The organism is Pseudomonas costantinii (assembly GCF_001870435.1).
GTDB lineage: Bacteria > Pseudomonadota > Gammaproteobacteria > Pseudomonadales > Pseudomonadaceae > Aquipseudomonas > Aquipseudomonas costantinii.
On the sequence record NZ_MDDR01000065.1, the window covers coordinates 93,074 to 118,107 of the forward strand.

A 25,034-nucleotide genomic window follows, 5' to 3' on the forward strand; every position below is an offset into this window, starting at 1 on the left:
GCGTCCTGACCCCTTATACGGCCATCAGGTCCTTTTCTTTTTCTTCCGTGGCCTTGGTGATCTGGGCCTCGGCGTCCTTGGTCAACTTATCGATATCGGCGACGGCACGACGCTCTTCGTCTTCGCTGATTTCTTTGTCCTTGACCAGCTTCTTCAGGTCACCCAATGCATCACGACGAATGTTGCGCACGGCAACACGCGCATCTTCAGCTGCGCTGCGCGCCTGCTTGGTGAAACCCTTACGGGTTTCTTCAGTCAGGGCAGGCATGGAGATCAGCAGCAACTCACCCAAGTTGGTCGGGTTGAGGTTCAGACCGGCGCTCTGGATCGCTTTGTCGACGGCACCGAGCATGTTGCGCTCGAAAGCCACAACTTGCAGGGTGCGCGAGTCTTTTACGGTGATGTTGGCGACTTGAGTGATGGAAGTGTCTGCGCCGTAATACGGCACCATCACGCTACCCAGAATGCTTGGGTGGGCCTTGCCGGTACGAATCTGGCCAAATGCATGGTTCAGAGAGTCCAGGGATTTCTGCATGCGCTCTTGAGCGTCTTTTTTGATTTCGTTGATCATTGTTCGATTTCCTCGATCAGAGTCCCTTCCGCACCGCCGTGTACGATATTCAGCAGGGCGCCGGGCTTGTTCATGTTAAATACGCGCAGCGGCATCTTGTGGTCACGGCACAGGCAAATAGCCGTCAGGTCCATCACGCCCAGCTTGCGATCCAGCACTTCATCGTAAGTCAGATGATCGAACTTCTCGGCATGCGGGTCTTTGAATGGGTCAGCAGTGTATACGCCATCGACCTTGGTAGCCTTGAGCACCACGTCGGCATTGATTTCGATGCCGCGCAGGCAAGCTGCCGAATCGGTGGTGAAGAAAGGGTTGCCGGTACCGGCAGCAAAAATCACCACTTCCTTGGCATCCAAGTGACGCATGGCTTTGCGCCGATCATAGTGATCGGTTACGCCGACCATGGAAATAGCCGACATCACGATAGCGGTAATGTTGGCGCGCTCCAGCGCGTCGCGCATGGCCAGGGCATTCATCACAGTGGCCAGCATGCCCATGTGGTCGCCGGTAACACGATCCATGCCTGCCGCACTCAGTGCCGCGCCGCGGAACAGGTTACCGCCGCCGATCACCAGGCCAACCTGGACGCCGATACCAACCAGTTGGCCGACTTCCAGCGCCATACGGTCGAGCACCTTGGGATCGATCCCGAACTCTTCCGAGCCCATCAGGGCCTCGCCGCTAAGCTTGAGTAGAATGCGTTTATAGCGAGCCTGATAACCACTGCCCTGCTGAGCCATTGCGAATCTCTCCTGCGGCGTATTTTTAAAAATTCTTGGCGAGCCGTTTACGGCTTGCGTTCACTCTAGCTGGACGCTATCACAGCGCCATCGGAACACGGCTTTGTAAGCCAGTTCCGAAAGGAAGCCAAATAAAATTAGCCTTCCCATTTGAAAAGAGGCTGCGCGCGTGAGCGGGCAGCCTCTTTCGGGCGACAGTTGAAAGCTGTCTTATTGCTTGGCGGCAGCCAGCTGGGCAGCAACTTCTTCAGCGAAGTTGTCGACCGGCTTCTCGATGCCGTCGCCTACTTTGTAGTAGGTGAAGGAAACGATTTCAGCACCGGCTTTCTTAGCCAGTTCGCCAACCTTGATTTCAGGGTTCTTGACGAACGCCTGCTCAACCAGGCTCGCTTCAGCCAGGAACTTGCTGATACGGCCTTTGATCATGTTTTCAACGATGTTTTCTGGCTTGCCGGCGATCTTGTCGGCATTGAGGCTCAGGAACACGGCTTTTTCGCGCTCGATTGCGTCAGCGGACACTTCCGATGGCAGCAGGAATTCAGGGTTGCTGGCCGCTACGTGCATAGCGATGTCTTTAGCCAGCTCAACGTCGCCGCCTTTCAGGGCAACCACAACGCCGATTTTGTTGCCGTGCAGGTAACCACCAACAACATCACCTTCAACGCGAGCCAGGCGACGGATGTTGACGTTTTCGCCAACCTTGCCGACCAGTACCAGGCGAGCAGCTTCTTGAGCTTCGATCAGAGGCTCAACGGTAGTCAGCTTGTCAGCGAACGCTTTTTCAACGCTGGCAGCAACGAATGCCTTGAAGTCATCTTGCAGGGCCAGGAAGTCGGTCTGCGAGTTCACTTCCAGCAGAACTGCGGTTTTACCGTCTTCTTTCAGAGCGATAGCGCCTTCAGCAGCTACGTTGCCTGCTTTCTTGGCAGCCTTGATGGCGCCGGAAGCACGCATGTCGTCGATGGCTTTTTCGATGTCGCCGCCGGCCTTGGTCAAGGCCTTTTTGCAATCCATCATGCCTTCGCCGGTACGCTCACGCAGTTCTTTAACCAACGCTGCAGTAATCTCTGCCATTTCAAAATCCTCTTGGATAGGTTTTCAACCATTCCACCCGATCAAACGGGCGATCAATTCTTCCCGAATCACCCTTGTAGGCCGCTGCACGTTACAAATGATGTAGCTGCGCTGCCGACAAATGGTTTTCGAGGTGGCAAAAAGGGGGCCAAGCCCCCTTTTTGCTTACTGAGTCAACGCCAGGGCGTTAATTACTCAGCGGCTGCTACCGGAGCTTCTTCTACGAACTGCTCGGTACCACCAGCAACGTGGTTGCGACCACGGATTACAGCGTCAGCCATCGAACCCATGTACAGCTGGATAGCGCGGATTGCGTCATCGTTGCCTGGGATGATGTAGTCAACGCCTTCCGGGCTGCTGTTGGTATCGACTACGCCGATAACAGGGATGCCCAGTTTGTTGGCTTCGGTGATCGCGATGCGCTCGTGATCAACGTCGATAACGAACAGTGCGTCAGGCAGACCGCCCATGTCCTTGATACCACCCAGGGAACGATCGAGCTTTTCCAGGTCACGGGAGCGCATCAGCGCTTCTTTCTTGGTCAGCTTGGCGAAAGTACCGTCTTCGGCTTGCACTTCAAGGTCACGCAGACGCTTGATGGAAGCACGGATGGTTTTGAAGTTGGTCAGCATGCCGCCCAACCAGCGGTGATCGACGTACGGCGAACCGCAACGTGCTGCTTCTTCAGCAACGATCTTGCCAGCGGAACGCTTGGTGCCGACGAACAGAATCTTGTTTTTGCCCTGGGCCAGACGCTCTACGAAAGTCAGAGCTTCGTTGAACATTGGCAGGGTTTTTTCAAGGTTGATGATGTGGATCTTGTTACGCGCGCCGAAAATGTATTTACCCATTTTCGGGTTCCAGTAACGGGTCTGGTGACCGAAGTGCACACCGGCCTTCAGCATATCGCGCATGTTGACTTGGGACATGATAGTTCCTTAATAAGTCGGGTTTGGCCTCCACGTATCCCAATGACCAACCAGCGGCATCAAGGCCTCCGGCACCCAGGTCATCGTGTCGACACGTGTGTGGATTTAAGCTTTGCGGGGTATCCCCGGAAAGCGGCGCATTTTATACCACACGAACAACGAAAACGAAACCCGCAATCACATTTGCCGACGACCGCTTTCGTGTAACCCCTTGAATAGAGCAGACATACCCCTACTCTATAGAGAGAAGCGATCGTCAGGGGCTCATGATTTGCTGCCCGCGTCTGTTAGAATCGTGTTTTCTGTGGCTTGTGCGAATTCTGTAACCTTTTGTCGCACGCCCGTAAACCGTATTGATTTCAGCGCGTCGCGCTAGAGAGAGCCTGTATGACCGTTAGTTTGAAAACCGCCGAAGACATCGCCGGCATGCGCATTGCCGGCAAACTGGCTGCCGACGTGCTGGAAATGATTGCCGAGCATGTCAAGCCAGGCGTCACCACCGACACGCTGAACCAGATCTGCCACGACTATATAGTGAACGTTCAGAAGGCCATCCCTGCCCCGCTGAACTACAAAGGCTTCCCCAAGTCGATCTGCACCTCGGTCAACCACGTGGTCTGCCACGGGATTCCGGGTGACAAACCCCTGAAGGACGGCGACACCCTGAACATCGACGTTACCGTGATCAAAGACCGCTATTTCGGCGACACCAGCCGCATGTTCCACGTCGGCACCGTACCGGTCTGGGCCGAGCGCCTGTCCCAAGTCACCCAGGAATGTATGTACAAGGCCATCGAAATCGTCAAGCCTGGCTGCCGCCTGGGCGATATTGGTGAAGTGATCCAGAAGCACGCCGAAAAGAATGGCTTCTCGGTGGTACGCGAATTCTGCGGCCACGGTATCGGTACAGTCTTTCACGAAGAACCGCAGATCCTGCACTACGGCCGCGCCGGCACCGGTATGGAGCTGAAAGCAGGCATGACCTTCACCATCGAGCCGATGATCAACCAGGGCAAGGCCGACACCAAGGTGCTGGGCGACGGCTGGACTGCCATCACCAAGGACCGCAAGCTCTCGGCCCAGTGGGAACACACCCTGCTGGTTACCGAAACCGGCTACGAGATCTTCACCCTGCGCGCGGACGACACAATCCCTCGCGTTTCGGCGTAATAGAAGGTTGCTTAGGCTTTCCCAAACTGTGTTGTGAATGACTGAATAGATAGAAAGGAAAGCCGAACGATGCCCCAGGTGGATCCCGAACTCTTCGACCGTGGCCAGTTCCAGGCCGAGCTGGCACTGAAGGCGAGCCCCATCGCCGCCTTCAAGAAGGCTATCCGGCAAGCCCGCGAAGTGCTCGATGAGCGCTTTCGCAGCGGCCGGGACATTCGCCGGCTGATTGAAGACCGTGCCTGGTTCGTCGATAACATCCTGCAAAAGGCCTGGGAACAGTTCAGTTGGAGCGAAGACGCCGATATCGCTCTGGTGGCGGTCGGCGGCTACGGTCGCGGCGAACTGCACCCCTACTCAGATATCGACCTGCTGATCCTGCTGGACAGCGCCGATCATGAGATCTTTCGCGATTCCATCGAGCGTTTTCTGACGCTGTTGTGGGACATCGGCCTGGAAGTCGGTCAGAGCGTGCGCTCAGTGGACGAATGCGCCGACGAGGCCCGCGCCGACCTGACCGTCATTACCAACCTGATGGAAAGCCGCACCATCGCAGGCCCCGAGCGTCTGCGCCAGCGAATGCTCGAAGTCACCAGCACCGCGCATATGTGGCCGAGCAAAGAGTTCTTCCTGGCCAAGCGCGCCGAGCAAAAAGCCCGGCACCACAAGTACAACGACACCGAATACAACCTGGAGCCCAACGTCAAAGGCTCGCCAGGCGGGCTGCGGGATATCCAGACGATTCTGTGGGTCGCGCGTCGCCAATACGGCACGCTGAACCTGCGTGCCCTGGCTGGCGAAGGCTTCCTGGTAGAGAGCGAAAACGCCCTGCTGGCCTCGTCCCAGGAGTTCCTGTGGAAGGTGCGCTACGCCTTGCACATGCTCGCCGGGCGCTCCGAAGATCGCCTGTTGTTCGATCATCAGCGCTCCATCGCCACCTTGCTGGGCTTTGAAGGTGAAGACGCAAAGACCAGCATCGAAAGCTTCATGCAACAGTACTACCGGGTAGTCATGAGCATTGCCCAGCTCAGCGACCTGATCATCCAGCACTTTGAAGAAGTGATCCTCGCCCCCGAAGACGAAGCGCCGCCGCAGCCGATCAATGCGCGCTTCCAGTTGCACGACGGCTATATCGAGGCGCGCAACGATAATGTGTTCCGCCGTACGCCGTTCGCCATGCTGGAAATCTTCGTGCTGATGGCCCAGCAGCCGGAAATCAAAGGCGTACGCGCCGACACCATCCGTTTGCTGCGGGAAAACCGTCACCTGATCGACGATGATTTTCGCAACGACATTCGCAACACCAGCCTGTTTATCGAACTGTTCAAATGCAAGATAGGCATCCACCGCAACCTGCGGCGCATGAACCGTTACGGCATTCTCGGGCGCTACCTGCCTGAGTTCGGCTTTATCGTAGGGCAAATGCAGCACGATCTGTTCCACATCTATACCGTGGACGCCCACACCCTGAACCTGATCAAGCACCTGCGTAAGCTGCAATACACCCAGGTGTCAGAGAAATTCCCGCTAGCCAGCAAGCTGATGGCCAAACTGCCCAAGCCTGAGCTGATTTACCTCGCGGGCTTGTACCACGACATCGGCAAGGGCCGACATGGTGATCACTCGGAAATCGGTGCCGTCGACGCCGAGACCTTTTGCCAGCGCCACCAATTGCCGCTGTGGGACAGCCGCCTGATCGTCTGGCTGGTGCAAAATCACCTGGTGATGTCGACTACCGCCCAGCGCAAGGACCTGTCCGACCCGCAAGTGATTCACGACTTTGCGCAGATCGTCGGCGATGAAACCCGCCTCGACTATTTGTACGTGCTGACCGTTTCCGACATCAACGCCACCAACCCGACCCTTTGGAACTCGTGGCGCGCCAGCCTGCTGCGCCAGTTGTACACCGAGACCAAGCGCGCGCTGCGCCGAGGCCTGGAAAACCCGGTGGACCGCGAAGAGCAGATCCGCCGCACCCAAAGCGCGGCCCTGGACATTTTGGTGCGTGGCGGCAACGACCCGGACGACGTCGAGCAACTGTGGTCGCAATTAGGTGACGATTACTTCTTGCGCCACACCGCCGGCGATGTGGCCTGGCACAGTGATGCCATCTTGCAGCAACCGGCCGATGGCGGCCCGCTGGTGCTGATCAAGGAAACCACCCAGCGCGAATTCGAAGGTGGCACGCAGATTTTCATCTACGCACCGGACCAACACGACTTCTTCGCCGTGACCGTGGCCGCCATGGACCAGCTCAACCTGAACATCCATGACGCGCGGGTCATCACCTCCAGCAGCCAGTTCACCCTCGACACCTACATCGTGCTCGACACCGACGGCGATTCGATCGGCGATAACCCGGCACGCGTGAAAAAAATCCGCGAGGGTCTTACCGAGGCCCTGCGCAACCCTGACGACTACCCGACCATCATCCAGCGCCGGGTACCGCGCCAGCTCAAGCATTTTGCGTTTGCGCCACAGGTGACCATTTCCAACGACGCCCAGCGCCCGGTGACCGTGCTGGAACTCAGCGCACCGGATCGCCCAGGCCTGCTGGCACGCATCGGCGGAATCTTCCTGGAGTTCGACCTGTCGTTGCAGAACGCCAAGATTGCGACCCTCGGCGAGCGCGTGGAAGACGTGTTCTTCATTACCGATGCCGACAACCAGCCGCTGTCCGACCCTGAGTTGTGTCTGCGCCTGCAGGAAGCCATCGTCCAGCAGCTGAGCGTGACCCAGGAACCCGGGGTCGAACTGACGCGCCTGACCATTTAACTTTGTGACCCCGATTCATGTGGGAGCTGGCTTGCCTGCGATGCAGGCGCCACGGTGCATCTGGCACCCCGAGGCGATGCCAGCTCCCACAGGATCCTGATAGAGACCATCATGAACAACGCCCTGAATCAGTTGCAGCCCTACCCGTTCGAAAAACTGCGCGCCCTGCTCGGCAGCGTCACACCGAACCCGGAAAAACGCCCGATCGCCTTGTCCATCGGCGAGCCGAAACACAAATCCCCGGCGTTCGTTGCCAAAGCGCTGGCTGACAACCTCGACCAGATGGCGGTGTACCCGAGCACTCTGGGCATCCCGGCCCTGCGTGAGGCCATCGGCGCCTGGTGCGAACGCCGCTTCAATGTGCCCAAGGGCTGGCTGGACCCGGCGCGCAACATCTTGCCGGTCAACGGCACCCGCGAAGCGTTGTTCGCCTTCACTCAAACAGTGGTCAATCGTGGCGACGATGGGCTGGTAGTCAGCCCGAACCCGTTCTATCAAATCTATGAAGGCGCTGCGTTCCTGGCCGGAGCCAAGCCGCATTACCTGCCATGCCTGGACGCCAACGGCTTCAACCCTGACTTCGACGCCGTCACGCCGGACATCTGGAAACGCTGCCAGATCCTGTTCCTGTGCTCCCCAGGTAACCCGACCGGCGCGCTGATCCCGGTCGAGACACTGAAAAAACTCATCGCCCTCGCCGACGAATACGACTTCGTGATCGCCGCCGACGAGTGCTACAGCGAGCTGTACTTCGACGAACAAACCCCGCCACCAGGTCTGCTCAGCGCCTGCGTCGAACTGGGCCGCCAGGACTTCAAGCGTTGCGTGGTGTTCCACAGCCTGTCCAAGCGCTCCAACCTGCCGGGCCTGCGCTCTGGGTTCGTGGCGGGCGATGCCGATATCCTCAAAGCTTTCCTGCTGTACCGCACCTACCATGGCTGCGCGATGCCGGTGCAAACCCAGCTGGCCAGTATTGCTGCCTGGCAGGACGAAGCACACGTACTAGCCAACCGTGACCTGTACCGGGAAAAATTCGACGCCGTGCTGGCCATCCTCAAGCCGGTGCTGGACGTGCAAAGCCCGGATGGCGGCTTCTACCTGTGGCCGAATGTGAATGGTGACGATGCCGCGTTCTGCCGGGACTTATTTGTGGAAGAACACGTGACCGTGGTGCCGGGCTCATACCTGTCGCGTGAAGTCGACGGTTTCAATCCTGGCGCCGGCCGTGTGCGCATGGCGCTGGTTGCGCCGTTGGCGGAGTGTGTGGAAGCGGCCGAGCGGATTCGCGACTTCATCCAGCGTCGCCGATAAGGGCTTTTCGGGTCATTTCACATGACCCAAATTCGCCTCACTCATATCCAGATCCGCCAGCACCTCCCTCAAAACGTCATCACCAATCTGGTGATGACGGCTCAAGGAATACAACTCCAAACGTTGCGCGCGCAGGGCCTTGAGCCGCAATTTGCGTTCCAGCAGGTCCATCTGCTGCGCCAGCGCCTGGGCCTCGGCCGAGTCGTTGAACACTTCCAACTGATGGCGATATTCGGACATCAGCCGTGCCTTGAGCTCCGCGACCAGTGCAGCCTGAGCGGCGTCCTGGGTTTCAGCTTCGGCAGGCTCCTGCGCTTCAAGGGCATGGATTGCAGCCACTGCGGTCTTTTTCCAAGCCTCGCGTACTTCGTTGTGACGCTTTTCATCAGGGCTTTTTTCGATACCACGCAACAGCAACGGCAAAGCAATACAGGCGGCGATCAGTGACAGTAGGATCACCCCCGCAGCAATAAAGACCAGCAGGTCGCGCTCAGGGAAATCCTGCCCCGGCGCCAGCAGTAAAGGCACCGACATCACACCGGCCAGGGTCACCGCGCCGCGCACACCGCCGACGGTCAACAGCCAGCAGGAACGGGCTTTCGGCATGGATGTAAGCTCGCTTTTCCCACGTAGCCGCCGCAACAACTCTGACAGGCGCCAGATGCTCTGCACCCAGATAAAGCGCAGCACTAACAACACCAGGAAAATCGCGACCACATCCAGACAGCGATATAACAAGGCTGGCCACAGCGTCGGCTCGTGACTGACCACCGCCTCGATGATGTCCGGCAGTTGCAAGCCCAACAGCAGGAAAATCAAGCCGTTGAAGGCAAACTCCAGCAGTGACCAGACACTGCGGTTGAGCAAACGCGTACTGGTCTGACGTGGCAGCAGGTCGAGCCAGCTTTGCATCATGCCTGCCGCTACCGCCGACAGGATGCCCGATGCGCCCAGGCGCTCAGCCAGTACATACGCGGCGAACGGCAGCAACAACATGAACACCACGTGAGTCGCCGGGTCGTCCCAACCCCGCGCGATCATCCACGCGCGCAGGCGGCCGACCAGCCAGCTCAGCGCTACGCCAACGGCCAGGCCACCGACGGCCACCAATACAAAGGTCAGACTGGCATCCGCCAGGGAGAACACCCCGGTCAACGCCGCCGCCAGGGCAAACTTGAAGGTCACCAGGCCCGATGCATCATTCATCAGGGCTTCGCCCTGGAGCATATGCATCAAGGGTTTTGGAAGGCGATTTTGGGAAATAGCCGACACCGCCACGGCGTCAGTTGGCGACAATACGGCGGCCAGGGCGAAAGCCACCGGCAACGGGATCGTAGGCAACAACCAGTGAATGAAGTAACCGGCCCCAACCACCGTGAACAGCACCAGCCCCACCGCCAACGTCAGGATTGGCCCCCGCAGGCGCCACAATTCACGCTTGGGCATGCGCCAACCGTCGGAGAACAACAAGGGTGGCAGGAACAGAAACAGGAACAACTCCGGGTCCAGCGCCACATGCAACCCCAGCGTGGGCCAGGCCAGCAAGGCGCCCGCAGCGATCTGCACCAAAGGTAACGGCAGAGGAATAACACGCCCGACAAGACGTGAAACACTGACCAGCATCAGTAGGATAAGAACGGTGTAGGCGGTTTGCATAACGCGGGTTTCCCGGACAATCGACTTGCAACGACACACATCAGGCAACAACTCGCCGTTGAAGTGCCATATTACCCGGCTATGTTACCCACCTATGCTGCGCGCTGGCTTTTGCACAAAAGTCGCACTTAGTCATAGGCAGGCATGACGAGCGGCACCCAAAGCCGCTGGTCGTGGCATAATCCGTGACCTTTAATTTTCATTAGCTCAAAGGGGGCAATTCCTTGACCGCTTCAAGCAAAACGTTGCACCTTTTCGGCATCAAAGCCTGCGACACCATGAAAAAGGCGCGCACCTGGCTCGATGAGCACGCTGTGAGCTATGAGTTTCACGACTACAAAACGGCCGGAATCGACCGCGAACACTTGACCCAATGGTGCAACGAGCACGGTTGGCAGGTGGTTTTGAACCGTGCGGGCACCACCTTTCGCAAACTCGAAGACGAACGCAAAGCCGATCTCGATCAGTCGAAAGCCATTGAATTGATGCTCGCACAACCCTCGATGATCAAGCGCCCGGTGCTCGATCTCGGTGACAGAACCCTGATTGGCTTCAAGCCAGATAGTTATTCGGCGGCCCTCAAGTAGGCCAGCCCTTCATTTTTTGTAGAGGTAACAGCATGTCTAACTCCCTGTTCAGCCTGGGCTTCGGCGTCGGCACTCAGAACCGCCAAGGTGCTTGGCTGGAAGTGTTTTACGCACAACCGCTGCTCAACCCGTCGGCCGACATCATCAAAGCCATCGCGCCGATCCTCGGTTACACCGAAGGCAACCAAGCCATCACCTTCACCGTGGCCCAAGCTTCGCAACTGGCTGACGCATTGAAAGGCGTCGACGCCACCCAAGCCGCGCTGCTGACCCGCCTGGCCGAAAGCCACAAGCCGCTGGTCGCCACCCTGCTGGCCGAAGACGCCGCACTCACCTCCACGCCTGAGGCTTACCTCAAGCTGCACCTGCTGTCCCATCGCCTGGTCAAGCCTCACGGCCTGAGCCTGGCCGGTGTGTTCCCGCAACTGCCGAACGTAGCCTGGACCAGCCAGGGCGCAATCGACATCGGCGAACTCGCCGAACGCCAGCTCGAAGCACGCCTGCGTGGCGAGCTGCTGGAAGTGTTCTCGGTGGACAAGTTCCCGAAAATGACCGACTACGTAGTACCGGCCGGCGTGCGTATCGCTGACGCAGCACGTATCCGCCTGGGTGCCTACGTGGGCGAAGGCACCACCGTGATGCATGAAGGTTTCGTCAACTTCAACGCCGGCACCGAAGGCCCGGGCATGATCGAAGGCCGTGTGTCGGCTGGCGTGTTCGTCGGCAAGGGCTCGGACCTGGGCGGCGGTTGCTCCACCATGGGCACCCTGTCGGGCGGCGGCAACATCGTGATCAAGGTCGGCGAAGGCTGCCTGATCGGTGCTAACGCCGGTATCGGTATCCCGTTGGGCGACCGCAACACTGTAGAGTCGGGCCTGTACGTGACTGCCGGCACCAAGGTTGCGCTGCTGGACGAGCAGAACCAATTGGTCAAAGTGGTCAAGGCACGCGAACTGGCCGGTCAACCGGACCTGCTGTTCCGCCGTAACTCCGAAACCGGCGCCGTGGAATGTAAAACCCACAAATCGGCGATCGAACTGAACGCAGCGCTGCACGCTCACAACTAAGCAGCGACTCGATGCCACTGGCGAGCCCCGAACCTGGGGCTCGCTTATACGAGTCTTGATTACCATGCTTGTGCCCTCCCCTTGGCGCGCCGACTTTCCGGCCATCGCCACCCTGCAACGGCAAGACCAGACCTATCTGGACAACGCCGCTACCACGCAAAAACCCCAGGCCCTGTTGGATGCCATCAGCCATTACTACGCCAATGGCGCGGCCAATGTGCACCGTGCCCAGCATTTGCCGGGGGCCCATGCGACCCAGGCTTTTGAAGACAGCCGCAGTAAGGTCGCGCAATGGTTGAACGCAGGTGACAGCGGGCAAATTGTCTTTACCCACGGCGCAACCTCTGCGCTGAATCTCTTGGCCTATGGCCTTGAGCACTTATTTAATGCGGGCGATGAAATTGTCATCAGCGCCCTGGAACACCACGCCAACCTGTTGCCCTGGCAGCAACTGGCCAAGCGTCGCGCACTCACGCTAGTGGTATTGCCTCTGGGTGATGACGGCGTGATTGATCTCGTTGCCGCCGCAGAACTGATCGGACCGCGCACGCGGCTGCTGGCCGTGAGCCAGCTATCCAACGTGCTCGGCGCCTGGCAACCGCTGGAAGCCCTGCTGGCACTGGCCAAGGCGCATGGAGCCCTGACCGTGGTCGACGGTGCCCAAGGCATCGTCCACGGCCGCCACGATGTGCAGGCGCTGGGTTGCGATTTCTACGTATTTTCCAGCCACAAACTGTACGGCCCGGACGGCGTCGGCGTGCTGTATGGCCGCAACGAGGCCCTGCATCACCTGCGCCACTGGCAGTTTGGTGGTGAGATGGTGCAACAGGCGGACTACCACAGCGCCAGCTTCCGCCCCGCACCGTTAGGCTTCGAGGCCGGGACACCGCCGATTGCCAGCGTGATCGGCTTGGGCGCCAGCCTGGATTACCTGAGTTCGCTGGATCAGCACGCGGTGATCGCCCATGAAGCCGCGCTGCATGACTACCTGTTGCGTGGGTTGAAAGCGCGCAATGGCGTGCGCGTACTGGGATCACCACAGGTGGCGTTGGCCAGTTTTGTGGTGGACGGTGTGCATAACGCCGACCTGGCGCATCTGCTGACCGAACAAGGCATTGCCGTGCGTGCCGGGCATCATTGTGCGATGCCACTGCTCAAGGCGATGCATTTGTCGGGGGCAATTCGCGTGTCCCTGGCGCTGTATAACGACTCCGATGACCTGGAGCGCTTCTTTGAAGCGCTGGACCAGGCACTGGATATGTTGCGATGAGCTTGCCGGTAGAAGCGGTTACTGCCCTGGAAGCGTTTCAGGCGGTAGGCAGTTGGGAACAACGCGCGCGAATGCTGATGCAATGGGGCGAACGCCTACCTGCCTTGGCCGATGAGGAGAAGATCGACGCCAACCTGGTGCAGGGCTGCGAAAGCCTGGTGTGGTTGGTGGGGCGCTTGCACGACGGCCATTGGCAGTTTGCCGCGAGCAGCGACGCCCGCATGATTCGTGGCCTGGTGGCGTTGCTGCTGGCAAGGGTCAACGGGCTGTCTGCGACCGAGTTGCAGGCCGTCGACTTGCCCGACTGGTTCAAGCAATTGGGGCTTTCCCGCCAACTATCACCGTCGCGCAGCAATGGTCTCAACGCCGTATTGCAGCGCATGCGTGAACTAAGTCGTACACAAAACTAAAGCAGCCGCTGGCTTGCGTGGGAGGCAGGGGTAGTTAAGTGGGTTTGACCCGCTCCGACGGCCGACGTACCCCGGCCACAATCTTGTCCACTGCCTTGGTCGCCGCCACCATGCCAAATGTCGCGGTGACCATCATCACCGCGCCAAACCCACCGGCGCAGTCCAGCTTTACGCCATCCCCCACGAAACTCTTCTGCAAACAAATGCTGCCGTCCGGCTTGGGATAGCGCAGTTGCTCGGTAGAAAACACGCAGGGCACGCTGTAATGGCGGGTCACGGTGCGGGAGAAGCCGTAGTCGCGGCGCAAGGTGGAACGTACTTTCGAGGCCAGCGGGTCATTGAAGGTGCGATTCAAGTCGCAGACCTGGATCAGCGTCGGGTCGATCTGCCCACCCGCACCGCCGGTGGTGATGATCTGGATCTTGCGGCGCTTGCACCAGGCAATCAGTGCCGCCTTGGCGTTGACGGCGTCGATGCAGTCGATCACGCAGTCGATATTCGGCGTGATGTATTCGGCCATGGTATCGCGAGTCACGAAGTCCGCCACCGCGTGCACCGTGCAGTCCGGGTTGATACCGCGCAGGCGCTCAGCCATCACTTCGACCTTGGGTTTGCCGACGGTACTGTCCAGCGCGTGCAACTGGCGGTTGCTGTTACTGACGCAGACGTCGTCCAGGTCAAACAGCGAAATCTCGCCCACCCCGCAACGGGCCATGGCTTCCGCCGCCCAGGAGCCTACGCCGCCGACGCCGACGATCGCCACGTGGGCCGCCTTCAAGCGTTCCAGGCCTTCAATGCCATATAAGCGGGCGACGCCTGCAAACCGCGGATCTTCTGTACTCATGACCATTACCCCAAAAACCGGCGCGCATTATGGACTACGTAGCGACAAGTTCGAAGCTTCAAGCTACAAGTAAAGAACTTAGGTGAACATTCGCTGACTAACGTCCGGCTTTTCTCAGTCTGCTGTACGCTCAGGGAAGGGCCGGTGTAGGATGCGCGCCGTTCGGCGTAGGCCGACACCTCTTTTCGTTCCACACCCTTTGGAACCCGAAATAGCCATGGCATCGCGTAAATTTGGACTCAACCTGGTGATCGTGCTGGCAATTGCCGCGCTGTTCACCGGCTTCTGGGCGCTGATCAACCGCCCAGTCACTACCCCTAACTGGCCTGAACAGATCTCCGGGTTTTCGTACTCGCCGTTCCAGCAAGGCCAGTTCCCGCAAAAAGACCAGTACCCGACCGACGACCAGATGCGCCAGGATCTTGCGATCATGAGCAAGATGACGGACAACATCCGTACCTACTCGGTCGACGGCACCCTGGGGGATATCCCCAAGCTGGCGGAAGAGTTCGGCCTGCGGGTGACCCTGGGTATCTGGATCAGCCCGGACCTGGAGCGTAACGAACGCGAAATCCAGCGCGCCATCGAACTGGCCAACAGCTCGCGCAGCGTCGTGCGGGTAGTGGTCGGCAACGAAGCGTTGTTCCGTGAAGAAATCACCCCGGAAGCGCTGATAGTGTTGCTGGACCGGGTGCGCGCCGCCGTGAAAGTACCGGTGACCACCTCCGAGCAATGGCACATCTGGGAAAAGAACCCCCAACTGGCCAAGCACGTCGATCTGATCGCCGCGCACATCCTGCCGTTCTGGGAGTTTATCCCGATGGACAAGGCCGGCCAGTACGTACTCGACCGCGCCAGGGATCTGAAGAAACTGTTCCCGAAAAAGCCGCTGCTGCTGTCGGAAGTTGGCTGGCCGAGTAACGGGCGCATGCGCGGTGGCAATGAAACGTCCCCGGCAGACCAGGCGATTTACCTGCGTACGCTGGTGAACAAGTTGAACCGCCAAGGCTACAACTACTTCGTGATTGAGGCGTTCGACCAGCCGTGGAAAGTCAGCGATGAAGGCTCGGCGGGCGCTTATTGGGGCGTGTACAACGCCGCGCGTCAGCAGAAATTCAACTTTGAAGGCCCGGTGGTCGCGATCCCGCAATGGCGCGTGCTGGCCATCGGTTCGGTGGTGCTGGCACTGTTGTCCCTGACGTTGCTGATGATCGATGGCTCGGCCCTGCGTCAGCGTGGTCGGACCTTCCTGACCTTTATCGCGTTCCTCTGCGGCTCGGTGTTGGTGTGGATCGGCTACGACTACAGCCAGCAATACAGCACATGGTTCAGCGTGACCGTCGGTATCTTGCTGGCACTCGGCGCCCTGGGCGTGTTTATCGTATTGCTGACCGAGGCCCACGAGTTAGCGGAAGCGGTATGGACCCACAAGCGCCGGCGTGAATTCCTGCCGGTCGAAGGAGATTCGGACTACCGCCCGAAAGTCTCGATCCATGTGCCGTGCTACAACGAGCCGCCGGAAATGGTCAAACAGACCCTCGACGCGCTGGCCGCCCTCGATTACCCGGACTTCGAAGTCCTGATCATCGACAACAACACCAAGGATCCGGCCGTGTGGGAGCCCGTGCGCGACTACTGCGAAACACTGGGCCCGCGCTTCAAGTTCTTCCACGTCTCGCCCCTGGCCGGTTTCAAGGGCGGCGCGCTGAACTACCTGATCCCGCACACTGCCAAGGACGCCGAAGTGATCGCGGTGATCGACTCGGACTACTGCGTGTCGCCGAACTGGCTCAAGCACATGGTGCCGCACTTCGCCGATCCGAAAATCGCCGTGGTGCAGTCGCCGCAGGATTACCGCGACCAGAACGAAAGCACCTTCAAAAAGCTCTGCTACGCGGAGTACAAGGGCTTCTTCCACATCGGTATGGTCACCCGTAACGACCGTGACGCGATCATCCAGCACGGCACTATGACCATGACCCGTCGCTCGGTGCTTGAAGAGCTGGGTTGGGCTGACTGGTGCATCTGCGAAGACGCTGAACTGGGCCTGCGCGTGTTCGAGAAAGGCCTGTCGGCGGCCTATTACCATGACAGCTACGGCAAAGGTCTGATGCCGGATACCTTTATCGACTTCAAGAAACAGCGTTTCCGCTGGGCCTACGGAGCGATTCAGATCATCAAGCGCCATACTGCGAGCCTGTTGCGCGGCAAGGACACCGAGCTGACCCGTGGCCAGCGTTACCACTTCCTCGCGGGCTGGCTGCCGTGGGTGGCGGATGGCATGAACATCTTCTTCACCGTCGGCGCCCTGTTGTGGTCGGCGGCGATGATCATCGTGCCGACCCGTGTTGACCCACCGCTGCTGATTTTCGCGATCCCGCCGTTGGCACTGTTCGTGTTCAAGGTCGGCAAGATCATCTTCCTCTACCGCCGTGCGGTGGGCGTGAACCTCAAGGATGCGTTCTGCGCGGCCTTGGCTGGGTTGGCGTTGTCTCACACGATCGCCAAGGCCGTGCTGTATGGCTTCTTCACCACCAGTATTCCGTTCTTTCGTACACCGAAAAACGCGGATAACCACGGCTTCTGGGTAGCGATCTCCGAAGCCCGCGAAGAAATGTTCATCATGCTGCTGTTGTGGGGCGCGGCGCTGGGGATCTACCTGGTGCAAGGCCTGCCAAGCAATGACATACGCTTCTGGGTGGTGATGCTGCTGGTGCAATCGCTGCCGTACGTAGCGGCGTTGATCATGGCGTTCCTCTCCTCGTTGCCTAAACCGGCGGCGGCACCGGAACCTGAGCCAGCCGCGTAAAAACTTGCGCAATGCACTAAACGGCGGCCTCTGGCCGCCGTTTTGCTATAAGATAACGGCCGTTTTGTAAGACTTGGCCTAGCCCTGCTCCCACATTGGGTCTGTGCGGCTTCAGGTTCTGTATTCCACATTCGTCCTGCGCCCATCACACGCTTTCCGGAGTTTTCCCATGACGGCCCATGCCGACCTTTCGCCGACCCTCCAACTCGCTATCGACCTGATCCGCCGCCCCTCGGTGACACCGATCGACGCCGATTGCCAGAAGCTGATGATGCAGCGCCTGGGCGACGCAGGTTTTGCGCTTGAACCCATGCGCATTGAAGACGTGGACAACTTTTGGGCCACGCACGGCAAGCATGAAGGCCCCGTACTGTGTTTCGCCGGCCACACCGACGTGGTACCGACCGGTCCGGTGACAGCCTGGCAAAACGACCCGTTCAACGCGCTGATCGACGAGAACGGCATGCTCTGCGGCCGTGGCGCGGCGGACATGAAAGGCAGCCTGGCCGCAATGCTGGTGGCATCGGAACGTTTCGTCACCGACTACCCGGACCACAAAGGCTCGGTCGCCTTCCTGATCACCAGCGATGAAGAAGGCCCGGCGCACCACGGCACCAAAGCTGTGATCGAACGCCTGGCGGCACGCAAGGAACGCCTGGACTGGTGCATCGTCGGCGAACCGTCGAGCACCAGCCTAGTTGGCGACGTAGTCAAAAATGGCCGTCGTGGCTCCCTCGGCGCCACCCTGACCGTACGCGGAGTACAAGGCCACGTGGCCTACCCGCACTTGGCGAAGAACCCGATCCACCTGGCCGCACCGGCCCTGGCCGAACTGGCCGCCGAGCATTGGGATGACGGCAATACCTTCTTCCCACCGACCAGCTTCCAGATTTCCAACCTGAACTCCGGTACCGGCGCCACTAACGTGATTCCGGGTGACCTGACGGCAGTGTTCAACTTCCGTTTCTCCACCGAATCTACTGTCGAAGGCCTGCAACAGCGCGTTGCGGCGATTCTCGACAAGCATGGCCTGGACTGGCACGTGGAGTGGGCCTTGTCAGGCCTGCCGTTCCTCACCGAGCCGGGCGCTCTGCTGGATGCGGTATCGGCCAGTATCAAGGCAATTACCGGTCGTGAAACCAAAGCATCCACCAGCGGCGGTACATCCGATGGCCGTTTTATCGCCACCCTCGGTACTCAAGTCGTGGAGTTGGGCCCGGTCAACGCGACGATCCATCAAGTCAACGAACGCATCCTGGCCAGTGACCTCGATGTGCTGACCGAAATCTATTACCAAACCCTGATCAAGTTGCTCGCCTGATGCTTGCTTGTCCCATTTGCAGCGCACCGCTCAACGCGGTGGACAATGGCGTGGTGTGCCCGGTCGGGCACCGTTTTGACCGCGCGCGCCAGGGTTACCTGAACCTGTTGCCGGTGCAGCACAAAAACAGCCGCGACCCGGGCGACAACCTCGCCATGGTCGAGGCGCGTCGCGACTTCCTCAACGCCGGGCACTACGCCCCGGTGGCCAAGCGCCTGGCCGAGCTTGCCGCAGAACGTGCGCCGCAGCGCTGGGTGGATATCGGTTGTGGCGAGGGTTACTACACCGCGCAAATCGCCGATGCCCTGCCTCACGCCGATGGCTACGCGCTGGATATCTCCAAAGAAGCAGTCAAGCGTGCCTGCAAACGCAACCCGGCACTGACCTGGTTGATCGCCAGCATGGCACGTGTGCCATTGGCCGATGCCAGTTGCCAGTTCCTCGCCAGCGTGTTCAGCCCTCTGGACTGGCAAGAGGCCAAACGCTTGCTCAGCCCCGGCGGCGGCTTGATGAAAGTTGGCCCGACCGCCGGCCACTTGATGGAACTGCGCGAACGCCTGTACGACGAAGTGCGCGAGTACACCGACGACAAGCATCTGGCCCTGGTGCCGGACGGCATGAGCCTTGCGCACAGCGAAACACTTGAGTTCACGCTGAGCCTGGCCGAGCCCGAAGACCGCGCCAATCTGCTGGCGATGACGCCCCATGGCTGGCGTGCCAGTGCCGAGCGTCGTACCGAAGTGATCGAGGCGGCCGAGCCGCTGCGGGTCACTGTGTCGATGCGCTACGATTATTTCGTGCTTCAATAACCGATTTTCGGGCGCTACGCCCACCCTGAATCCGCGAATGGATTTTCGAATCCCGCAACGAGGAACATCCATGCGCCAACCTGATATCGAGATTTACCTGAAGGACGCCGACGTCGATCACAAAGCCGTCTCCGCCTGGCTGGGCGCCGCGTTGGGCCCGTGCACCGACTGGGTCCAGAGGGGTCAAACCTACAAGTGCAAGGCCGGCAGCGTACCCGTCACCTGGCTGCCTAAAGCAGTAGGAAAATGGAACAGCCTGTATCTGGAAAGCGACCAGACCCCGTGGGACGACGACGTCGCCTGCGCCCGCGCCGCGTTTGCCGCGCTGAACGTTGAAGTGCGTTGCGCGCCGGGCAGTTGGGTGGAGGAAGAAGGTGAGGAAAGCGCTGACACCTGGATTCGTATCAGCGAAGACGGTGAAGAGCAAATCACCTGGAAAACTGCCTGATTTAAAACTGAAGATCGTTCCCACGCAGAGCGTGGGTACGATCAACATGGGTTCACAGACCTACCACATCCTCCGCCTGCAACCCCTTCTCGCCGGTCACCACGGCGTACTCCACCTGCTGGCCTTCAGCCAGAGAGCGGTGGCCGTCACCGCGAATGGCGCGGTAGTGCACAAACACATCCTTGCCGTCTTCGCGTTGAATAAAACCATAGCCTTTTGCATCGTTGAACCACTTCACACTGCCGGTTTCGCGCGTTGCCATTTGTCTTACTCCCACATGCTTTTTATTGTTGAGTCGCTCGCATTGAACTGCCGAGTATAAGACAGGCTCAAAAACGATCAACTCAAGTTTACATCGCTGCTTTTTTGCCGATTTTCGGCGAATACGGCACACTACCCGCCCGAGCGCCTGCTCGGTTTTTTCCACTTGAAGCAGCACGCCTATGACCCGCTCCCCGTTTCGCCGTCTGGTGTTTGGCACCTTGCGCCGACTGTTGTACCTCTGGGTTCGCTCGGAGACGATCAACCAGTCGTCCCTAACCCTTAACCTCGACCGCAGCCGGCCGGTGTTCTACGTCCTGCAATCGCCTTCCCTCACCGAATTGGCCGTGGTCGATACCGAATGCACCAAGGCCGGCCTGCCGCGCCCGGTGCTGCCGGTATCGGTTGGCACGCTGATGGAACCTGCGGCGTTCTTCTACCTCACGCCGGAACCGGATTGGCTCGGCCGCCAGGACAAACGCGGCGCGCCGCCCACCCTGACCCGCCTGGTCAACACCCTGACCGAGCACGTCGAAGAGAATGCACAAATCATTCCGGTCAGCGTGTTCTGGGGGCAGTCGCCCGAGAGCGAGTCCAGCCCGTGGAAGCTGCTGTTCGCCGACAGCTGGGCCGTGACCGGGCGCCTGCGCCGGTTGCTGAGTATCCTGATCCTCGGTCGCAAGACCCGTGTGCAATTCTCCGCGCCTATCAACCTGCGTGAATTGATCGAGCACAATAAAGGCCACGAACGCACCGTGCGTATGGCCCAGCGCATCCTGCGGGTGCACTTTCGCAACCTGAAGACCGCGGTAATCGGCCCCGATTTGTCCCACCGCCGCAATCTGGTGAAAGGCCTGGTGAACATGCCACTGGTGCGACAAGCCATCCTGGATGAAGCCGAACGGGAAAAAATCTCCCCGGAAAAGGCCAAGGCCCAAGCCCTGCGCTATGGCAACGAGATTGCCTCGGACTACACCTACACCGCGATTCGCTTCCTGGAAGTGGTGCTGAGCTGGTTCTGGAACAAGATCTACGACGGCATCAAGGTCAATAACATCGAAGGTGTGCAAAAGGTTGCCCAGGGTTACGAGGTGATCTATGTGCCTTGCCACCGTAGCCACATTGACTACCTGCTGCTGTCCTACCTGCTGTTCAAAAATGGCCTGACCCCGCCGCACATCGCCGCCGGGATCAACCTCAACATGCCGGTGATCGGCAGCCTACTGCGCCGTGGCGGTGCGTTTTTCATGCGCCGCACCTTCAAGGGCAACCCGCTCTACACTTCGGTGTTCAACGAATACCTGCACACCTTGTTCACCAAGGGCTTCCCGGTGGAATACTTCGTCGAAGGCGGCCGCTCGCGCACCGGGCGCATGCTGCAACCGAAAACCGGGATGTTGGCGATTACCCTGCGCAGTTTCCTGCGCTCCTCGCGCATGCCGATCGTGTTCGTGCCGGTGTATATCGGCTATGAGCGCGTGCTCGAAGGCCGCACCTACCTCGGCGAATTGCGCGGCGCGAGCAAGAAAAAAGAATCGATCTTCGATATTTTCAAAGTGGTCGGCGCACTCAAGCAGCGCTTTGGCCAGGTCGCGGTCAACTTCGGCGAACCGATCAAGCTGGCGCAATTCCTCGACAGTGAACAACCAGACTGGCGCGCCCAGGAGCTAGGCCCGAACTACAAACCGGCGTGGCTCAATGAAACCACCAACCGCCTCGGCGAAAAGGTGGCGCGCCACTTGAACGAGGCGGCGGCGGTCAATCCGGTGAACCTGGTGGCCCTAGCGCTGCTGTCCACCACACGTCTGGCCTTGGATGAGCAAGCCATGGCGCGCCAACTGGACCTGTACCTGGCGCTGCTGCGCCGCGTGCCGTACTCACCTCACACCACGCTGCCCGAGGGCGATGGACTGGCGCTGATCAAGCACGTCAAGGACATGGATCTGCTGTCGGAACAGAGCGACGCCCTGGGCAAAATTCTGTACCTGGACGAGCAAAACGCCGTCCTGATGACCTACTACCGTAACAACGTGCTGCATATCTTTGCCCTGCCGGCGTTGCTGGCAAGCTTCTTCCAGAGCAGTTCGCGAATGAGCCGCGAACAGATCCTTCGCTATACGCGCGCGCTGTATCCGTACCTGCAATCGGAGCTGTTTATCCGCTGGTCGCTGGAGGAGCTGGACGCGGTGGTCGACCAATGGCTGGAGGCGTTTGTCGAACAAGGCCTGCTGCGCTTCGAAAACGCGGTGTACCTGCGCCCGGCACCGAGTTCACGGCACTTTGTGCTGCTGACGCTGCTGTCCAAGAGCATCGCCCAGACCTTGCAACGCTTCTATATGGCGATCTCGCTGCTGCTCAACAGCGGCCAAAACAGTATCAGCGCCGAAGAGTTGGAAGACCTGTGCACGATCATGGCCCAGCGCCTGTCGATCCTGCATGGTCTCAACGCCCCGGAGTTCTTCGACAAGAGTCTTTTCCGACATTTTATCCAGACGTTGCTGGAGCAAGATGTGCTGCGCCGCGATGAAGCCGGTAAGTTGAGCTATCACGATCTGCTCGGAGAACTGGCCGAGGGTGCCGCCAAGCGTGTGTTGCCGGCCGAAATTCGCCTGTCGATTCGCCAGGTAGCCTTGCACCGCGTCGATGGCGCAGCAGAAGCACCGGCCGAACCTGAAGCGCTCAATCCTGAAGAAGTCCGCTAGATTTAAAAAGGCGTCGGTTGGATGCCGGCGCCGTTGAAAAGGAGCTGTACCATGAAAAAGATCATCCTCCTGGGCCTGACCGCCCTGCTCGGAGCCTGCCAATCGATGAACCCCGCACCCAAGGCCAGCCTCGACGGCGAAGTGTTCTATCTGCAACGGATCGCCCTGCCGCCCGCTGCCACGCTGAGCGTCAGCCTGCAAGACGTGTCGCTGATGGACGCCCCGGCCGTGACCCTCGCCGAACAGAAAGGTCCGGTAAAAGGCCAGGTGCCACTGCCGTTTCACCTGAGCTACGACCCAACTCAGATCAAGCCCGGCCATAGTTATTCGGTGAGCGCTCGCATCGAGCTGGATGGCAAGCTACTGTTTATTACCACCGAACGGCACTCTGTGCAGCTCAACGGCCAAGACCCACAACCGTTGCGTCTGCGGGTTGATGCGGTCGCACACTGATTATTTCCAGATCAAAAGGAAGCGCCCATGTTCCGTAATTCCCTTCGTCTCACTGCCCTGTGTGCCGGCCTGCTGCTCGGTGCCAACGCCATGGCCCTGGATCTTGGCAGCCTGTCCCAAGGCGACGCCAGCGGTGGCCTCAAGGATGCACTCACCCAAGGCGCACAAATCGCCGTGAAACAACTGGGCGTACCCGGTGGTTTCAGCAACAACCCTGAAGTGAAGATTGGCCTGCCAGGCAAGCTGGGCAAAGTGGCCGACAAGCTGAAAATGTTCGGTATGGGCGACCAGGTCACACAACTGGAAACCAGCATGAACAAAGCGGCAGAGTCGGCCGTGACCCAGGCGCAACCGATCCTTGTAAACGCTGTGAAAAACATGAGCGTGACTGACGCCAAGGGCATCCTCACCGGTGGCCAGGACTCGGCGACGCAATACCTGAACAAAAGCAGCCGCGAAGAGATCCGCGCCAAGTTCCTGCCGATCGTCAAGGCTGCCACCGACAAGGTGGGCGTAGCCCAGCAGTACAACGCCCTGGCCGGCAAGGCCGCGACCTTTGGTGCGCTGGACGCCAAAAGCGCCAACATCGAAAGCTACGTGACCGAGCAAGCCTTGGACGGCCTGTTCAAGATGATTGCGCAACAGGAAGAAACCATTCGCAAGAACCCGGCGGCTGCGGCCACCAGCCTGGCGAAGAAGGTATTTGGCGCACTGTAACCCCCTCCCTCACTGCGTCCAGGTTGCTTATCACAGCCTGGACGCAGCTGTCTTACGCTAGCCTCTTAGCGACTCAGCGAACAAATCGGATACAAAGGCTGGCTGGGCAATTGATGCTCACTGACCGGGTGTGGGTGCGGCTTGCCGTAAACTGGCTGAGTGGGCTGCGGATAGTTAAACCCCGGCTGACTTGAATGAGGACGGTGATGGTGGTGATGGTGATGGTGATGGCCGGGCTTTCCATACCCCGACGCCTGGGGCTTCGCGGCCTCAATACCTTTGTGAGGCAAATTATTGCCCACCAAAGCCTCGATAAGCGCAATTTTGAAATTAACAATGGCATTAAAAAAAGACATCTGACACTCCGTAAACTCATCGAAATAGGTCCGACCGCCAACTGGCGAAGCCGAAACCTGTGCCTGTCCATCAGGCAATTCTGAGTGGAGTGAAAAAAGCGAACGTTCCAAGTGTTCCGAAGGCTGTTTGCATCGGTATGTAAATCAGCCACCAGACGGGGTCAGTGAATAACCGAATCAGCCAGTCGTCCCATCATGATCGTGGCAAAACAGCAGATGGCAATAGAGGTTGCCCGGTTGATCTTCAACGGCGTGAGCCACGCCTTTTGAATCCCTTCAAAGCGACTGCCTAGAACTATCCAGGCAGAACCTACCGGGATTACCACCAATGCCAACGTGGTCATGAACCCGGCATAGCCTTGCAACGTGGCAAATGCACTGATCGGTGCGATAAACGAAACGATCAACAAGCCTTTGGGGTTCATCACGGTGAGCCAGAAAAAATACAGCCCGGAAAAACGGTCGTGGCTCGGATCTGCTGCGCTGTTTTTGCGTTGCCACAGCTTGAACGAGACATATAACAAGTAACAGGCCGCTGCCAGTTGCGTGGCTTTCAGCGCCCATGGCGAATACGTTGCCAGATAAAGCAACGCCACGCCCCACACCGACACCTGCAACAGGTACGCCAGGCACTCGATAAAAGCTAGCGTCCATGAAGCCCTATACCCGAACAACACCCCGGCACGAAACAACAGGGTGTTGGTCGGGCCAGGGGCGAGCAGTAACAACATCAGGGCTGAAACGGTGGCCAACATGA

23 protein-coding genes are annotated in these 25,034 nt (G+C 59.2%); 14 read left to right on the plus strand and 9 right to left on the minus strand.

Annotation, left to right across the window (positions count from 1 at the left end; translation table 11 throughout):
- Positions 1-13: 13 nt before the first annotated feature.
- The 4 genes from frr to rpsB form a co-directional block, all read right to left on the minus strand.
- Complete coding sequence (frr, locus tag BFL40_RS30630) at positions 14-571, minus strand: ribosome recycling factor (RefSeq protein WP_049709667.1); 558 nt, start codon at positions 569-571, stop codon at positions 14-16.
- Entirely contained in the window at positions 568-1,311 is a 744-nt protein-coding gene (gene pyrH, locus BFL40_RS30635) for a UMP kinase (RefSeq protein WP_071487452.1), read from the minus strand. The genes frr and pyrH overlap by 4 nt, the downstream gene beginning before the upstream one ends.
- Before the next feature lie 210 nt (positions 1,312-1,521).
- Entirely contained in the window at positions 1,522-2,385 is an 864-nt protein-coding gene (gene tsf / locus BFL40_RS30640) for a translation elongation factor Ts (protein WP_071487453.1), read from the minus strand.
- A gap of 191 nt (positions 2,386-2,576) precedes the next feature.
- Complete coding sequence (gene rpsB / locus BFL40_RS30645; RefSeq protein WP_003189158.1) at positions 2,577-3,314, minus strand: 30S ribosomal protein S2; 738 nt, start codon at positions 3,312-3,314, stop codon at positions 2,577-2,579.
- 387 nt (positions 3,315-3,701) lie between these two features.
- On the opposite strand from rpsB, the gene map reads away from it, so the two are divergent.
- The 3 genes from map to dapC all read left to right on the plus strand — a co-directional run bounded on the left by map (position 3,702) and on the right by dapC (position 8,567).
- Positions 3,702-4,484, plus strand: a complete 783-nt coding sequence (gene map, locus BFL40_RS30650; protein ID WP_016974402.1) for a type I methionyl aminopeptidase — start codon at positions 3,702-3,704, stop codon at positions 4,482-4,484.
- Between the two features lie 69 nt (positions 4,485-4,553).
- Positions 4,554-7,256 carry a [protein-PII] uridylyltransferase gene (locus tag BFL40_RS30655; RefSeq protein ID WP_071487454.1) on the plus strand — a complete coding sequence of 901 codons (2,703 nt, stop codon included), beginning with the start codon at positions 4,554-4,556 and terminating at the stop codon, positions 7,254-7,256.
- A gap of 111 nt (positions 7,257-7,367) precedes the next feature.
- On the plus strand, positions 7,368-8,567 hold the full coding sequence (gene dapC, locus BFL40_RS30660) for a succinyldiaminopimelate transaminase (protein ID WP_071487455.1): 1,200 nt from the start codon (positions 7,368-7,370) through the stop codon (positions 8,565-8,567).
- Positions 8,568-8,579: 12 nt separating this feature from the next.
- Here the strand turns inward: dapC and BFL40_RS30665 are convergent, their stop codons facing one another.
- Complete coding sequence (locus BFL40_RS30665) at positions 8,580-10,223, minus strand: Na+/H+ antiporter (protein ID WP_071487456.1); 1,644 nt, start codon at positions 10,221-10,223, stop codon at positions 8,580-8,582.
- 278 nt (positions 10,224-10,501) lie between these two features.
- On the opposite strand from BFL40_RS30665, the gene BFL40_RS30670 reads away from it, so the two are divergent.
- From BFL40_RS30670 to BFL40_RS30685, 4 genes are all read left to right on the plus strand, one after another.
- The gene (locus BFL40_RS30670) at positions 10,502-10,810 is read left to right on the plus strand and encodes an arsenate reductase (protein ID WP_231982825.1); all 309 of its coding nucleotides are present in this window, start codon (positions 10,502-10,504) and stop codon (positions 10,808-10,810) included.
- Between the two features lie 32 nt (positions 10,811-10,842).
- The gene (dapD, locus tag BFL40_RS30675) at positions 10,843-11,877 is read left to right on the plus strand and encodes a 2,3,4,5-tetrahydropyridine-2,6-dicarboxylate N-succinyltransferase (RefSeq protein WP_071487457.1); all 1,035 of its coding nucleotides are present in this window, start codon (positions 10,843-10,845) and stop codon (positions 11,875-11,877) included.
- A gap of 64 nt (positions 11,878-11,941) precedes the next feature.
- The gene (locus tag BFL40_RS30680; RefSeq protein ID WP_071487458.1) at positions 11,942-13,147 is read left to right on the plus strand and encodes an aminotransferase class V-fold PLP-dependent enzyme; all 1,206 of its coding nucleotides are present in this window, start codon (positions 11,942-11,944) and stop codon (positions 13,145-13,147) included.
- Complete coding sequence (locus BFL40_RS30685; RefSeq protein ID WP_071487459.1) at positions 13,144-13,557, plus strand: SufE family protein; 414 nt, start codon at positions 13,144-13,146, stop codon at positions 13,555-13,557. Before BFL40_RS30680 ends, BFL40_RS30685 begins: the two co-directional genes overlap by 4 nt.
- 34 nt (positions 13,558-13,591) lie before the next feature.
- Here the strand turns inward: BFL40_RS30685 and tcdA are convergent, their stop codons facing one another.
- On the minus strand, positions 13,592-14,401 hold the full coding sequence (tcdA, locus tag BFL40_RS30690; RefSeq protein WP_052198936.1) for a tRNA cyclic N6-threonylcarbamoyladenosine(37) synthase TcdA: 810 nt from the start codon (positions 14,399-14,401) through the stop codon (positions 13,592-13,594).
- A gap of 217 nt (positions 14,402-14,618) precedes the next feature.
- Between tcdA and BFL40_RS30695 the strand changes: the two genes are divergently transcribed.
- The 4 genes from BFL40_RS30695 to BFL40_RS30710 all read left to right on the plus strand — a co-directional run bounded on the left by BFL40_RS30695 (position 14,619) and on the right by BFL40_RS30710 (position 19,788).
- Positions 14,619-17,210: a glycosyltransferase gene (locus BFL40_RS30695; RefSeq protein WP_071487461.1), complete on the plus strand. Its 2,592-nt coding sequence runs from the start codon at positions 14,619-14,621 to the stop codon at positions 17,208-17,210.
- Between the two features lie 169 nt (positions 17,211-17,379).
- Positions 17,380-18,531 (plus strand): succinyl-diaminopimelate desuccinylase, encoded by a 1,152-nt coding sequence (gene dapE, locus BFL40_RS30700; RefSeq protein WP_071487462.1) that lies wholly within the window; start codon positions 17,380-17,382, stop codon positions 18,529-18,531.
- Positions 18,531-19,340 (plus strand): putative RNA methyltransferase, encoded by an 810-nt coding sequence (locus tag BFL40_RS30705; protein ID WP_071487463.1) that lies wholly within the window; start codon positions 18,531-18,533, stop codon positions 19,338-19,340. The genes dapE and BFL40_RS30705 overlap by 1 nt, the downstream gene beginning before the upstream one ends.
- Before the next feature lie 70 nt (positions 19,341-19,410).
- On the plus strand, positions 19,411-19,788 hold the full coding sequence (locus BFL40_RS30710; protein ID WP_071487464.1) for a hypothetical protein: 378 nt from the start codon (positions 19,411-19,413) through the stop codon (positions 19,786-19,788).
- A 52-nt stretch (positions 19,789-19,840) separates the two neighbouring features.
- On the opposite strand, the gene BFL40_RS30715 is transcribed toward BFL40_RS30710, so the two are convergent.
- Positions 19,841-20,050, minus strand: coding sequence for a cold-shock protein (locus tag BFL40_RS30715; RefSeq protein WP_071487465.1), 210 nt, complete (start codon positions 20,048-20,050; stop codon positions 19,841-19,843).
- Positions 20,051-20,231: 181 nt separating this feature from the next.
- Here BFL40_RS30715 and plsB point away from each other — a divergent pair, with 181 nt between their 5' ends.
- Genes plsB through BFL40_RS30730 form a run of 3 tightly spaced genes read left to right on the plus strand, consistent with a single transcriptional unit; the run spans position 20,232 to position 23,921 of the window.
- Entirely contained in the window at positions 20,232-22,751 is a 2,520-nt protein-coding gene (gene plsB, locus BFL40_RS30720) for a glycerol-3-phosphate 1-O-acyltransferase PlsB (protein WP_071487466.1), read from the plus strand.
- A gap of 51 nt (positions 22,752-22,802) precedes the next feature.
- The gene (locus BFL40_RS30725) at positions 22,803-23,204 is read left to right on the plus strand and encodes a YbaY family lipoprotein (RefSeq protein WP_071487467.1); all 402 of its coding nucleotides are present in this window, start codon (positions 22,803-22,805) and stop codon (positions 23,202-23,204) included.
- Between the two features lie 27 nt (positions 23,205-23,231).
- Positions 23,232-23,921, plus strand: a complete 690-nt coding sequence (locus BFL40_RS30730; RefSeq protein ID WP_071487468.1) for a DUF4197 domain-containing protein — start codon at positions 23,232-23,234, stop codon at positions 23,919-23,921.
- Positions 23,922-23,986: 65 nt separating this feature from the next.
- Here BFL40_RS30730 and BFL40_RS33965 read toward each other — a convergent pair whose 3' ends face one another.
- The gene (locus tag BFL40_RS33965) at positions 23,987-24,277 is read right to left on the minus strand and encodes a hypothetical protein (protein WP_139213526.1); all 291 of its coding nucleotides are present in this window, start codon (positions 24,275-24,277) and stop codon (positions 23,987-23,989) included.
- Between the two features lie 161 nt (positions 24,278-24,438).
- The gene (locus BFL40_RS30740; RefSeq protein WP_071487470.1) at positions 24,439-25,032 is read right to left on the minus strand and encodes a LysE family translocator; all 594 of its coding nucleotides are present in this window, start codon (positions 25,030-25,032) and stop codon (positions 24,439-24,441) included.
- Positions 25,033-25,034: the final 2 nt, after the last annotated feature.